Below are 13,838 nucleotides of genomic sequence, written 5' to 3'. Positions count from 1 at the left end.
GGCGCTCCGGCGGCTTTTCAAAAAGGACAAGATCCATGGCCAATACCTTAGAGCAACTCAAATCCTTCACCACCATCGTGGCTGATACCGGCGATATCGAGGCAATTAAGCGTTCGCAGCCTGAAGATGCCACCACCAATCCTTCACTGATATTGAAAGCGGCCCAAATTCCTGAATACGCCGGTCTTATCGACAACGCCATTGCCTGGGCCAAGAGCCAAAGCAATGACCAAGCGACTCAGATTGAAGATGCCGCTGACAAACTGGCGGTTAATATTGGTCTGGAAATCCTTAAATTGGTACCCGGCCGTATTTCTACCGAAGTAGATGCGCGTCTGTCATTCGATAAAACAGGTTCCATTGCCAAGGCGCACAAACTCATCCGTCTGTATCAGGACGCGGGAATCGATAAGAGCCGCATTCTCATCAAACTGGCTTCAACCTGGGAAGGCATTTGCGCCGCAAAGGAACTGGAAGCAGAAGGCATCAACTGTAACCTCACACTACTGTTCAGCTTTGCTCAGGCTCGCGCCTGCGCTGAGGCTGGCGTATTCCTGATTTCACCTTTCGTAGGCCGTATTCTCGACTGGTATAAAAAGTCTACCGGCAAAGATTACAGCGCCAGCGAAGACCCAGGTGTCGTGTCAGTGACTGAAATTTATGACTACTACAAGCGCCACGGTTACAAGACTGTGGTGATGGGCGCCAGTTTCCGTAACACGGGCGAAATCATAGAACTGGCCGGTTGTGACCGTCTGACCATTGGCCCATCACTGCTCGAAGAAATGGCCGCAAGCAACACTCCTGTGGTGCGTAAACTGACTCCTGCAACTGAAACCGTTGCGCCGGGTCCTGTAATGAACGAAGCCGAATTCCGTTGGGAAATGAATCAGGATGCCATGGCCGTTGAGAAACTGGCAGAAGGGATCCGTAACTTCGCCATCGATCAAGGTAAACTGGAAGAGATGCTTAAGGCGAAACTGGCCTGACAACGCGGGGAAGCAACGAATGAGTCGAGTTACCGATACACCCGAGTGGCAGAAACTGAAGGAATATTCCAACAATCTGCCCCATATGCGTGAACTTTTTGCGACTGACAGCACACGTTTCAACAAAATGTCACTGAAAGCCTGTGGCCTGTTTTTGGATTACTCCAAAAACCGTGTGAATGAAGCGGTGCTCAGTGCCCTGTTTGGTCTGGCGCAGCAGGCTCAACTGCCAGCGCGAATTAAGGCCATGTTCGCCGGTGACATTATCAACACCACAGAAAAGCGCGCCGTACTGCACACCGCGCTGCGTGCCCCCAAGGGCGCTGTAGTGGAAGTGGATGGTATCAACGTGGTGCCTGAAGTTCATGCAACCCTGGATAAAATCGAATCCTTCGTTGCTTCTATTACCTCTGGCGAGTGGCGCGGTTACACCGGCAAAGCCATCACTGACATCGTCAGCATAGGTATCGGTGGCTCCTTCCTTGGTCCGAAAATCGCCACTCAGGCGTTGCGTCCATACTGGAGCGGTAAACTGAACTGTCATTTTGTGGCCAACGTCGATGCCACCTCGCTGGTTGAAAAGCTCAAGCTGGTTGACCCGGAAACCACCCTGTTCCTGATGTCGTCCAAATCATTTGGTACCCAGGAAACCCTGACCAACACCCTGAGCGCCCGCGACTGGTTCTTACAAAGCGGTGCAACTCAGGCTGATGTAGCCAAGCACTTTGCCGCAGTCACCTCCAACGTGGCCAAGGCAACCGAATTTGGTATCGATGAAGCCAATATCTTCCCGATGTGGGACTGGGTTGGCGGCCGTTACTCTCTCTGGTCTGCCATTGGTTTGCCGATTGCGCTGATGGTCGGCATGGACAATTACCGCGCCCTGCTCGCCGGTGCCCGCGAGATGGATGAACATTTCACCTCTGCGCCACTGGCTGAAAATATGCCGGTTATCATGGGGATGCTGTCTGTTTGGTATGGCAACTTCTTCAATGCCCAATCCCACGTAGTACTGACCTACGATCACTACCTGCGCGGCCTGCCGGCATACTTCCAGCAGCTGGATATGGAAAGTAACGGCAAATCAGTGATGCTCGAAGGCGACACCGTCGACTTCAGCACCGGCCCCGTGATTTGGGGCGGCGAAGGCACCAACGGCCAGCACGCTTATCATCAGTTGCTGCACCAGGGCACAGCTCTGATCCCGGCCGATTTTATTATGCCGCTGCAAAGCCATAACCCGCTGGGTGAACACCACGCACAGCTGGCGTCCAACTGCTTCGGCCAGACCCAGGCACTGATGCAGGGCCGGACCTTTGAAGAAGCCTTGGCGGAACTCGCCTTCAGCAAGCTTGCTGAAGATGAGAAAACCCTTATTGCCCGTCACAAGGTGATGGACGGCAATAAGCCCAGCAACACCCTGCTGATGGATAAACTGACACCGGCAACTTTGGGTGCCCTGATTGCGCTTTATGAACACAGAACCTTTGTGCAAGGCGTTATTTGGGACATCAACTCCTTCGACCAATGGGGCGTGGAGCTTGGCAAGACTCTGGGCAATGACGTGCTGGACAGACTCGGTGCCGATAAAAATGCCACCGAACTGGATTCATCCAGTAACGCACTGATTAACCTGTTCCGCCAAGGGCATATCTAAGTCCTTATTCTGAATACAGAACATAAAAAGCCGGCTCTGCCGGCTTTTTGTTTTTCAACAAATATCAAACACTTAATGCAAAACTGGAAATTTCACCCAACCGTCATACCTCCTTAACAGATTAGAAACATTCTTCTTGCACCCTATTTGCCATGTGTGGTATTTAATTGCTGAGAAAACATACAACAACAGGAGGTTGCCATGGATCGTTTAGATTATGGTAGTGCGCTAGATGAAGTCGTAGAAAGACCAGGTCGCTCCAAGGGCTCCACTAAAAAACGTAAATGGAGGGAAATCGAAGCGCTGAAGGATAAGCATCGTCTGCTGAAGGAATTGCAGGATATCGACTCCAACTTTGATTACGATGTCGAAAGCCTCCTGGCTTGAAAATAACAAGAGCGCCTCAAGGCGCTCTTTTTTATGATTTGCAGTTCAATCCGACTGTGCCAAATAATTTTTCAATTCATCAAACAATTGATTGTCATTATCACTGAAAAGTGGATCTTCAACTAATTTAATCAGACAAAGCTCATTTATCTCGTGCCAATCTTTATCAGTAAGCTGCTTGGCCAACACCGGAAACATTTCTCGCTCTTCAAACTGCATATGCTCTTCCTGACTACGAACGTATCCGGAAAGATCATCAATCAGCTTTTCTTTGGCCACCACCACATCACACAGAATGAGGTTTAATGTGCCCATCAGCGCCGCAGAAGACTCCACCAAAGTTTGGTGCTCACGGCTCAGACGCTCAAGCCTGGGTACCGATGGATATTTTTGCAGACAGTAGTCATATATAACGTCTTCAAGGGGATGGTGACTATGCTCAGCGTAGCTCTGCATATACTCCACAATATCACGCACCAAATTAAAATTAACGCTGTTCCCGCTTTCCAGCATCGCGCGTTTTTTATTAAGGATCTTAAGCAAAATGGCAATATGCTTGTGATCTCTCATCAGTCTGTTGAGCATAGGTCTTCCCCCAGCCAATGTCTGTTTCTCTTATACATAGTAGTCAACTGCCTGAGCCTTAACCACTATAGCAAAGGCTCTCAAAAGACCAATGTGATTAGGATCAAGCTTTTAGCTTACGCACTACTGCGCTCAAGTGCCTCCGCCATTGACTTGAGTGCCCCTTGTAACCGCAGAAAGGCATTACTGGCTGAATTGGCTTCCCGCAGGTTACGCTCAACTAATCCTGTAAAAAAGTTTTCTTGATCTTCAGTCATGTCCAGCACATGAAAGCTGGCTCGGATTTCAGAGGTGACATTGGTCAGAGCCTGGCTGAAGCGTTCATCACTTTCGTGGATGCTGCTGGACAGACCTATCACCAATTGTTGGATATTGGCGATAGTCTTTTTCAACGTTTGCTGACGGGATATATCCAGGATCCGAGCTTCCAGGCCTTCCACAACCACCGCAATAACATCACGGATACGGCCGTACATCACTTCATCATGAAGCGGCATATTCTTAATTAAAAATGACACGTGCTTATCGTTACAGATGGTGCGTGCACCAAAGTCATACAAGCGCCCCTGATGATCTAACAGCTCAAATATGTTGGCTTCTATTGGGCTGATGGCTGTATGTTCAGGAACAAAATACATGGGTTCATCCAGGCGGATCTCAAGGCACGACTTCAATTCAAGCTGATTCATCAAGTCAAAAAAGGCGTCAGCAAGCTCTTGATAATCGATGCACAAGAAACATTGACGAAAAAACTGCAATACAGCCCCATACTGAGACGACTCACTCATTGATTGAAATGCCATATTACGGGAAAAACTTTCTGCCTCTGCCAAAGAGCGTTTCTTTATCTGATAGTTGGCCACGGCATGAGTTTTTGCCATTAATTCCTTCAATTCAAATGGCTTGGCAATAAAGTCCACTCCGCCTGCCCCATAGGATTTGAGCCGCTCATCCAGCGTATTCATGCCGGAGACAAAAATCACAGCACTGTCAATACCAGCCTGCTGCAACTCACCACACAGAGTAATGCCCGAAGTATCAGGCAAGCTGATATCCATTAATACAATATCAGGCGTTCTATCACTCAGCGCCTTTTTGTAACTATGAGCATTGAAAAACAAATCCACCTGGTAATCTTGCTGCAATACTTCCCGCATCAGATGGCAGTAATCAATATCATCGTCCACTATCCACACATTCAATTGATCCATCAATTCTCTACTCCTTTTCAGCGAATCTGATCCCAACTTCAGCCAAAGCATTGGCGAATGCGAAAAGATCGAACGGTTTGTGCAACACTTTGAAAGGCATGTCGTCTTGCTTTTCAATACCGATATCTTCTAAAAATCCGGAAATTAGCAAAGCTGGTATCTGATGTAACTCACCCAGTTCACTTGCAAGTTCATAGCCATTCATCCCCCCCGGCATCAGCACATCAGTCACCAGTAAACCCGCATCACAAGGCGCCGAGATATATTTATTCCGGACAGATTTAGCATCATTGAATAATTCCACTTCCATGCCCATCAATTGGCAGTAATCCGACACTACACGCAGTAATGCTGGCTCATCGTCTACCAAAATTGCCTTTAGCGGGGAAAAAACTTGCGGAATGCTGGTGCATTTTTCGAGTGGTTCCACGGCTACAGGGCGACCGGATTTCACTGCCGGAAACCAAAGCCGGATCTCGGTACCAGCGGGGCTGGTTGCAATCACATTCATATATCCTTTTGAGCGTTTAACGAATCCATATGTCATCGCAAGCCCCAGCCCGGTCCCCTTACTCTTATCTTTGGTACTGAAAAATGGTTCAAATATCTTTTCTATCAAGGGCAATGGAATTCCATGACCGGAATCTTTGATTGAAATCCAAACGTACAGCCCTGCTTCAACAGAAACACCGGCTCCCAATCCGGGTAAGAATCCAGCCAGCTCTTGCACTCCAGTGGAAATAGTTAACCCCCCCTCACCCGCCATGGCGTCTTTGGCATTGAGCACCATATTCAGTAATGCATCCTCCAAATCGCCGCGATCTACTTTTATATCCATAATGTCGGCACCTGGCTCAAATCTGAGCTGTATCTGACTGGTGAGCGACTTGGAAAAGAGATCTTGCAAACTTTCAATAACTTCATTTACCTGACAGTGTTTTGCATTAAATTGCTCTTGTCGGGAAAATTGAAGCAAACGACGGGTGAGCTCTGTTCCACGCTGGCATGCTTTAAGTGCAGGCTCAAGATAACCGACCAGGTTTTCATCAGTGCTTTTCAGTTCCATTAATTCCAAATTGCCCTTCAGAACACCTAATATATTATTGAAATCATGGGCTATCCCGCCTACCAACTGCCCTATTGCCTGCATTTTTTGAGTACGGGAAACTGCAAGTTCCATTGCCCGAAATTCAGTGTAGTCACGACCTATCAACGCAAACAGACCACCCTGGTTGTCCTGTTCCAATGCGACTACACGCAGATGTAAGAAAGCATGTTCACCATTTGCCTTTCGACAATATATTTCTTCAGAGAAATCCCGGCTGGCGCTGAGCGAGGCACACAGGTCAACTTCACTGCCATTGGCCTGTACCCCCTTGGGAAATAAGTGAGCCAATGGCAACCCTACCAATTGACTTCGCGGATACAAGGAGATGCACACAGCTGCAGCATTGGCGTATACAATTTCACTTGAGCCTTGGTGAAGTTGTTTTACAGCCAGGATAAGGTCATCACTGTTGCTGACAATGGCACGAAACATATCGTGTGGTGATTCTGTCCCGGGCAATTGCAGCTTCTTGTCACTCCATAAAAGTGACTGTCTGGTAAAAATGCCCATAAGGATATCGGCAAGCAAGTCGCCAAAACTCAATAAAAAGCCAAACCATGAGTCTTTGGGAGAATGGAAAAAAATCAGTAAATCTGTGTGCTTTACGGGCCACACAACAAACTTGTGCCAGTGATGAACCAAGCCTTCCTGTTGAGCAAATGGCCAATCACGAACATCCTTCCACAAAGTAAGATATCGCACTGAATCACGACACCAACAGGACGCCGATGCAGGCATCTCTTCATCGTTTACACAACGGTGTTCGACCAGAAGTACTGCCTGAGCTTCACTGAATTCAGATAAGGTGCGACAAAGAGGCAAAATGACATCTTCCCCTCGGATAAAGCGCGCTTGAAGCCCCCCAAGCTCAGCAAGCAATGCAGGCTCGAAGACAGGTTGACGGGAATCAATCAGTATGTTGTGAGTACCAGAGTCCATTCCAGTTTTCCTGAGGAGTTTGTTTGACTTATAGCTTAGTCAACTTTTGCCAGTTTGCGCAGCGCCACCCTGCATCCAAAATTACAGATAAAAAAAGGAGGCCAAAGCCTCCTTTATCACAATTGCCTTTTAGTGGCGTTTTACCTCAGAACCGCAAACAAATGCGCCTTAAGCAAATCAAAATCGGCGGCAAGCTGAGCAGAAAGCACTTCTTTGTGAGCTACCGCCGCCAGCTCGGCTGGCAAAGGCAAATTCAACGCCAGTTCCCGGTCAACCACATCTTTGAATTTGGCCGGATGGGCAGTGGCAAGGAAGATACCGCGCTCGCCTTCAACAAGCTGACGATTAAGCGCATCGGCGGCGATGGCCGCATGAGGCTCAGACAAATAGCCCTGCGCATGCAGTCCCTTGAGAGATGCACTGGTTTCGGCTTCTGTCAGCGCCTCGCCAATCACCTCACTGAGCGACCAACCCATGGCGTTGGCAATGGCTTCCACACGAGGCCAGTTGCTGGGGTCGGCCACATCCATGGCGTTGGACATGGTGGCCACCGTAGGATTGACCTGCCAGCTTGCACTTGCCAGATAACGGGGCACAGTGTCGTTGCTGTTGGTGGCGGCAACAAAACGCTTCACCGGCAGCCCCATGGCCTTGGCAAAGAAGCCCGCCGTAAGGTTACCGAAGTTGCCACTGGGCACGGCAATCACAGGGTCATCATTGTGCTGCTTACGATACTGGGCCACTGCCTCGAAGTAATAACAGATTTGCGCCAGTAAACGACTGATATTGATAGAGTTAGCCGAGTTAAGGTGCAAACCTTCGCGCACATCGGCATCATCAAATGCCTGTTTCACCAACGCCTGACAGGCATCGAAATCGGATTCAACCGCCACCGTATGGATGTTGTTACCCAAGGTGGTGAACATCTTTTCCTGCAGCAGGCTGATTTTGCCCTTGGGGTAAAGCACACACACCTGCACCTTATCCAGACCATAGAAGGCATCGGCTACGGCAGCGCCGGTATCGCCGGAGGTGGCAGTAAGAATGGTCAGCAGCTCATCGCCGGCAAGCACATTCAGACACTGGGCCATAAAGCGGGCGCCAAAGTCTTTAAACGCCAGCGTCGGCCCATGGAACAGCTCCAGGCTGTAACGGCTGTCATCCACCTTCACCAGCGGCGCCGGGAAGGTAAAGGCCTTGTCCACCAGCCCATCTACCGCGTCTTGCCCCAGTTCATCGGCGAGCCAGGCACCCAGCACCTTTTTGCTGCGCTCAGCAAAGGGCAAGGCCAGCAGAGCTTCAACGTCGTCCAGCTCAGGAATGTGGGTTGGGAAAAACAGCCCGCGGTCTTTGCCAAGCCCCAGCTTTACCGCCTGGGAAAAACTCACCCGCTCATCGGGATGTTTAAGATTGTAAAGTTCCATTGCGTATCCTTAACCTTCGCTCGCTACGACTCGCGTGCCCTGCATATCCAGACGGCACACATGGGCAAATCCGCCCTCAGAAAGATAATTGGCTTCCAACCAGGCCTTGGCCGCTTCGGCGGTCTCGAGGCTGGAAGTAACAGAAAAGAGTGTTGGGCCGCTGCCGGAAATGCCGCTGGTCAGCATACCCAGCTGTGCCAGCGCCTCACGCGCCTCAACGTACCCCGGGATAGCGGGTGCACGATAAGGCTCGGCCAGCACATCCTTGAGCACCGCCAGCGCCAGCGCTTCGTCCTGACGGTAAGAGGCGTGCACAAAGGCCGACAGGTGACGACCAAAATCGATCACCACTGACTTGTCGTAGCTGTCCGGCATCAGTGCCCGCATCCTGGCGGTAGACAGGGAAATCCCCGGATAAGCCACCACCCAATACCAGTTCTCGAAGCTGGGGATGGACTCGCAGATCCGCCCGGGCAAATCCAGCATCAGTTGCATGCCGCCGAGATAACATGGCGCCACATTGTCGTAATGCACCGAGCCGCTGATTTTGCCCTCAAATTCGCCCATCAGCGCCAGCAGCGCCTGTTCATCGAACGGCTTGTCGAAGTACTCATTCAGGGCATAAAGCGCCGCCACCACCGAACTGGCACTTGAGCCAAGACCACTGCCAACCGGCAGGTTTTTCTCCAGCGTCAGGGCGATGCCCTGCTCTTCTTTGCCCAGGCGCTGCAAAAAGAACTCGGCGCACTGCCACACTATGTTTTCTTCTGGATTGGCAGGCAGCTTATGGGCCCAAACACCTGTGGTGTTCAGAGCCAGGCCGGTATCGGCCCTGGCTATCATTACTCTGTCGCCGAGCAAACTGCCATCGATGGGTGCCAGCGCTGCACCGAGCAAATCGAATCCTACGCCCACATTGCCCATGGAGGCCGGGGCATACACGGTCAAACTCATAAACTCACCTCACGGGTCCAGTTCAGGGTACGCAGCAGATCGGCAAAGGCGCCGGCCGCAGTCACATCAGTACCCGCACCATATCCCCGCAGTACAAACGGAATAGGTTGATAGTAACGGCTATAGAAGGCGAGCGCATTCTCGCCGCCTTTCACGCTGAAAAGTGGGTCCTCAGGCCCAACAGCCTGAATGCTCACCCGGCAGCCCGACTCATCGATTTGCCCCACATAGCGCAGCACCTTGCCCTCGCTGCGGGCATTTTCCACCATGGTGGCAATCTCGGCGTCTGCCTTGGGCAGATTGGCCATAAAGGTATTTACATCGCCGCTGGCATCGAAGGAAGCAGGCAGCACCGAATCCACCACCACATCCTTAAGCTCAAGCTCCATTCCCACCTCGCGGGCAAGAATAAGCACCTTGCGGGCCACATCCATACCGGATAGGTCATCTCTCGGGTCCGGCTCGGTAAAGCATTTGTCACGGGCGATACCGGTCGCTTCCGACAGGCTCATGCCCTCATCCAGCTTGCCAAAGATAAACGACAACGAACCAGAGAGTATCCCATTGAATTTATGAAGCTTATCACCGGCACAAAGCAGCTTTTTCAGGTTGTCGATAACCGGCAATCCGGCGCCGACATTGGTCTCATACAGGAACTGACGTCTGTGTCTGAGGGCCGCTTCGCGCAGCGCCCGGTAGTAATCCAAATCACGGGTGTTGGCTTTCTTGTTGGGGGTTACCACGTGCATGCCCGCTTCCATCACCTCAAGATAACGGTCAGCCACGGCTGCGGACGAGGTACAGTCCACCAGCACCGGATTCAGCAGCTGCTTTTCTTTGGCCCAGGCAAGCATGGCACCAAGATCGCAGTCCACTTCGCTGTCAGCAAGCAGCCCCTGCCAGTTGCCAAGCTCAATGCCGCGCGCATCGAGCAGCATCTTGCGGGAATTGGCGATACCACAGACGCGGATGCTGATATGCAGCTCTTTGAGCGCTTCGGCCTGATTTTTCACCTGCGCCAGCAGTCCGGCACCCACATTACCGGCACCTACCAAGAATACGTCCAGATATTGCTGCACATCGAAAAAGCGCTGATGACAGGCGCCGATGGCATTCTGTACCTTGCGCTGCTCCACCACCGCCGAGATAGAGCGCTCTGAGGAGCCCTGGGCGATAGCAACAATGTTCACACCCGACTGAGCCAGCGCTGAGAAGAACTTGGCCGCCACGCCCTTGTGAGTGCGCATGCCATCGCCGATTAGCGACACTATCGCCAGGCCATCACGGGCTTCCAGCGGCTCCAGCAGTTCACTCTTGAGCTCAAGTTCAAACTCGAGCTGCAGCGCCGATTTCACCTTGGCAGCATCTTTCCCTGAAACGCAGAAGCTGATGGAATACTCGCAGGAGCTTTGGGTGATAAGCGACACAGAAACACCAGCGCGGGCAATGGCGCCCAGAGTACGGCTTGCCATGCCCACCATGCCTTTCATGCCGGGGCCGGACACATCAAACATGGTTTGGTTGTCGAGGCTGGAGATGGCCTTTACCTGCAAGCCAGTTTCATCGGCGGCGTTGGACACCAGGGTACCCGGCGCCGACGGATTAAAGCTGTTTTTGATGTAGCAGGGAATATGGAACTGGGCGATGGGCGCTATGGTCTTGGGGTGCAGTACCTTGGCACCAAAGTAAGACAGCTCCATGGCCTCCTGGTAAGAGAGCTGCGATAACAACTTGGCATCGGCCACCACTCTGGGGTCGGTGTTGTACACCCCGTCCACGTCGGTCCAGATTTCACAGCTTTGGGCATCGAGGCAAGCGGCCAGCACAGCGGCTGAATAGTCAGAGCCGTTGCGTCCCAAGGTCACGGTGCGACCCTGCTCGTCAGCGGCGGTAAAGCCCGGCATTACCCACACACGTTTACTTTGCAGCGCCAGCGCCTTGAATCTTGGCTTGCTGACGGCGATGTCCACCACAGATTCCAGTGGCGTGCCATGAGCCAGAAACAGGGCTCTGGGGTCTAGCTTATCGGCGCCGGGGCCATCGGCGTTCATCAGGGCAACCATCAGCTCAGTGGACAGGCGCTCACCTGACACCACGATTTCAGCGCGAACCCCATCAGGGCACTCCCCAAGCAGCGCCACCCCTTGCAAGCGGGTTTGCCAGACGGCTACCTGAGATGCGAGCGCGTCGGCCAGCGCCTTGCTACAGATCTTGGGACGATGGCGACAGGCATCGGCAAACAGGCTTTCAAACACGCCCTTCACCCTTGCCAGCACGGCCTCAAAATCGCCGCCGGCCACGGCCACATCCACCATTTCCAGCAGACCGTTGGTTACTGTCGCGGGTGCCGACAACACGGCCGCCACCTGAGACGCTTTGGCCGCATCGGCGACGATATTGGCCGCCATTTCGAAACGCTGCCAGTTGGCCAGCGAGGTACCCCCGAACTTCATCACTTTCATCTTTGCTACTCCAATCTGCCTCGCTTGCCCCCGGAAACAAAAAACCCGCTCCTTTTGGGGGAGCGGGCCTTTGTTTTGAATTTTTCTTCAGGGTGTAATCAGCCCGCCCCCATTATGGTAATGGTGGTGGTAGTAATCATGGTGGTCACTACGAGCTGCTGATACATGTGAATAGTTCACGTCCTGATTAAGGTGTGGACACAGAATTGCTTGTTTTAGCCATCCTTGTCAAGCCCCGAAATTAAGTATTTTTTACAGATTGGCAACAATATTTCAGATACTGCAATCATTGCTTTCTTAAGATGAAAATACTGCAGTTTTTATCGTTACTTTCTGACACAGCCATCACTTAACGTAAAGGTTAATAAACACGACAGCTAGCAACCTAATCAATTGATTTAAAATGGCTTAAGCCCTACACCCTCCTGATTATCTTCCGGGCATCAACATTGCAGCCAAACGGCCCCTGCTTCAGGAAGGTAAAAAAAGCCGATTAAGTTAACAATCACTGATGTAAATCATCGCCAGCCCCAAAAAAGCGGGGTATTATGCCGCCACATTGCGTATATGGAGGCAGTATGAAGATCACTAAGCACAGCGCGGTAACCATCCACTATCGCTTGAGCGACCAGCAAGGCCAGCTGATTGAGAGTTCCTTTGAGGCCGATCCCATGGTGTACCTGCACGGTGCCGAGAATCTTATCCCCGGTCTGGAGTCTGCTCTGGAAGGTAAAGCTGCCGGTGAGAACCTGGAAGTGACCGTAGATTGCGAACAGGCTTATGGCCCATACCACGACGGCCTGCGTCAGGAAGTGCCCCTTGAAGCCTTTGGCGGCATCGAAGACATAGTGCCCGGCATGCGCTTTATTGCCGAAACTGAAATGGGCCAGCGCCCGGTTCAGGTTACCGAGGTGCTGGATAACAGCGTGATTGTTGACGGCAACCACCCTCTGGCCGGCCAATCACTGACCTTCTACGTAGAAGTTATTGATGTACGCGAAGCCAGCGCTGAAGAGGTTGCCCATGGTCACATCCACGCCCACGGTGGCTGTGGTGGTCACCATCACCATGATGAAGGCGGTTGCTGTGGCGGTCATGATCACGACCATGGTCATGAACATGGTCACTGTGAACACGACCACGAAAAAGAAGCCAAGCCAGGCTGTGATGGCAACGGTGGTTGCGGCTGCCGGGGCTAAGGCGCCAACCATTAGTTGGAAATCCATCGAAAACACCGGTCATTTTTTGGCCGGTGTTTTTTTTATGGCGTAAACTCAATGTTGGCAGGGATTGCCAACTTAACCCGCAACAAGGAGTGTCCCATGTTGAGTCGAGCCCTTTACGAACCCCTCCCCCACGCCTGCATGCTGGCGGCAAGCGCCACCCTAATCTGGCATCAGTCGATACTTAGCCTGAGTGCTGGTTTGTTACTGTTTTTTATGGGTGCCCGAATTTACATACTGCGTTCAGCCAATCGACGTACCGACCCCGCCCGCAAGCGAAAAAACGGACGATTGCCACAGTTTCTCTATGAGTTATTTCCATTCGCATGTTTGGCTTTCAGTATGCTGCTACTGAGTATGAATGGTACCGGTTGGCAGATAGTGCCTTCACTGATGCTGATTAGCTACGGCCTTTACGTGCTTGCAAGTCGTACCAATTATCGAAAACATCAGCGCCCTGTTCAATGATGGGCAGGCTATCGGATATCGGCAGGGTCGGTCACTATCAGTTTGGCAATAGCAGCACGATCCTCGTCACTCATATGCTTGAGGTAATTGGAGCAGCGGGTGATGGTGGCAATACTGATTTGGTATTCAGCCGCAATCTGGCGCTGACTGAGTTCACCAGCCAGCAGCAACTGAAACACCTTCAAGCGGCTGGCAATCGCGCCGCGTTCTTCTTCAGTCAGCAAGAGTTGAAACAGGGTCATCAGTTCGCCCTTATCAGGGTGCGACAGGATTTTTTCCAATACCAGGTTCCAGGATGCCCGCATAATGTCCTCTTGCTTCGGCGTTCTTACCTGCCCAGAGTGTATCAAGCCCCCCCGCCACAGACAATTCCACGGCGCTCACTCAGGCGCCACACAAAATCTAACAAATTGCGCTGTTTAGTTTGCCCG

Annotated in this window: 12 protein-coding genes; 5 read left to right on the top strand and 7 right to left on the bottom strand. The window is 51.7% G+C overall.

The window, feature by feature from the left end; translation table 11 throughout:
• Nucleotides 1-35: 35 nt before the first annotated feature.
• The 3 genes from tal to ABYK60_RS00275 all read left to right on the top strand — a co-directional run bounded on the left by tal (nt 36) and on the right by ABYK60_RS00275 (nt 3,033).
• Nucleotides 36-989 carry a transaldolase gene (gene tal, locus ABYK60_RS00285; RefSeq protein WP_372869737.1) on the top strand — a complete coding sequence of 318 codons (954 nt, stop codon included), beginning with the start codon at nt 36-38 and terminating at the stop codon, nt 987-989.
• A gap of 19 nt (nt 990-1,008) precedes the next feature.
• Nucleotides 1,009-2,646, top strand: a complete 1,638-nt coding sequence (gene pgi, locus ABYK60_RS00280; RefSeq protein ID WP_372869736.1) for a glucose-6-phosphate isomerase — start codon at nt 1,009-1,011, stop codon at nt 2,644-2,646.
• 201 nt (nt 2,647-2,847) lie between these two features.
• Nucleotides 2,848-3,033, top strand: a complete 186-nt coding sequence (locus ABYK60_RS00275) for a DUF3545 family protein (protein ID WP_372869734.1) — start codon at nt 2,848-2,850, stop codon at nt 3,031-3,033.
• A 45-nt stretch (nt 3,034-3,078) separates the two neighbouring features.
• On the opposite strand, the gene ABYK60_RS00270 is transcribed toward ABYK60_RS00275, so the two are convergent.
• From ABYK60_RS00270 to thrA, 6 genes are all read right to left on the bottom strand, one after another.
• Nucleotides 3,079-3,618, bottom strand: a complete 540-nt coding sequence (locus tag ABYK60_RS00270) for a hemerythrin domain-containing protein (RefSeq protein WP_372869732.1) — start codon at nt 3,616-3,618, stop codon at nt 3,079-3,081.
• Between the two features lie 116 nt (nt 3,619-3,734).
• Nucleotides 3,735-4,829 (bottom strand): response regulator transcription factor, encoded by a 1,095-nt coding sequence (locus ABYK60_RS00265; protein ID WP_372869730.1) that lies wholly within the window; start codon nt 4,827-4,829, stop codon nt 3,735-3,737.
• Nucleotides 4,830-4,836: 7 nt separating this feature from the next.
• Nucleotides 4,837-6,876 carry an ATP-binding protein gene (locus ABYK60_RS00260; protein ID WP_372869728.1) on the bottom strand — a complete coding sequence of 680 codons (2,040 nt, stop codon included), beginning with the start codon at nt 6,874-6,876 and terminating at the stop codon, nt 4,837-4,839.
• A gap of 140 nt (nt 6,877-7,016) precedes the next feature.
• A complete protein-coding gene (gene thrC, locus ABYK60_RS00255; RefSeq protein WP_372869726.1) occupies nt 7,017-8,300 on the bottom strand; it encodes a threonine synthase in 1,284 nt (427 codons plus the stop codon).
• Between the two features lie 9 nt (nt 8,301-8,309).
• On the bottom strand, nt 8,310-9,254 hold the full coding sequence (gene thrB, locus ABYK60_RS00250) for a homoserine kinase (protein WP_372869725.1): 945 nt from the start codon (nt 9,252-9,254) through the stop codon (nt 8,310-8,312).
• The gene (gene thrA, locus ABYK60_RS00245) at nt 9,251-11,716 is read right to left on the bottom strand and encodes a bifunctional aspartate kinase/homoserine dehydrogenase I (RefSeq protein WP_372869723.1); all 2,466 of its coding nucleotides are present in this window, start codon (nt 11,714-11,716) and stop codon (nt 9,251-9,253) included. The genes thrB and thrA overlap by 4 nt, the downstream gene beginning before the upstream one ends.
• Before the next feature lie 578 nt (nt 11,717-12,294).
• Between thrA and slyD the strand changes: the two genes are divergently transcribed.
• On the top strand, nt 12,295-12,915 hold the full coding sequence (gene slyD, locus ABYK60_RS00240; RefSeq protein ID WP_372869721.1) for a peptidylprolyl isomerase: 621 nt from the start codon (nt 12,295-12,297) through the stop codon (nt 12,913-12,915).
• Nucleotides 12,916-13,038: 123 nt separating this feature from the next.
• A complete protein-coding gene (locus ABYK60_RS00235) occupies nt 13,039-13,407 on the top strand; it encodes a hypothetical protein (RefSeq protein ID WP_372869719.1) in 369 nt (122 codons plus the stop codon).
• Nucleotides 13,408-13,415: 8 nt separating this feature from the next.
• On the opposite strand, the gene ABYK60_RS00230 is transcribed toward ABYK60_RS00235, so the two are convergent.
• Nucleotides 13,416-13,712: a Trp family transcriptional regulator gene (locus ABYK60_RS00230; protein WP_372869717.1), complete on the bottom strand. Its 297-nt coding sequence runs from the start codon at nt 13,710-13,712 to the stop codon at nt 13,416-13,418.
• Nucleotides 13,713-13,838 lie beyond the last annotated feature (126 nt).

It is taken from the genome of Shewanella sp. (assembly GCF_041630135.1).
Taxonomy (GTDB): domain Bacteria; phylum Pseudomonadota; class Gammaproteobacteria; order Enterobacterales; family Shewanellaceae; genus Shewanella.
This window is presented reverse-complemented; position numbering and strand designations above follow the sequence as displayed.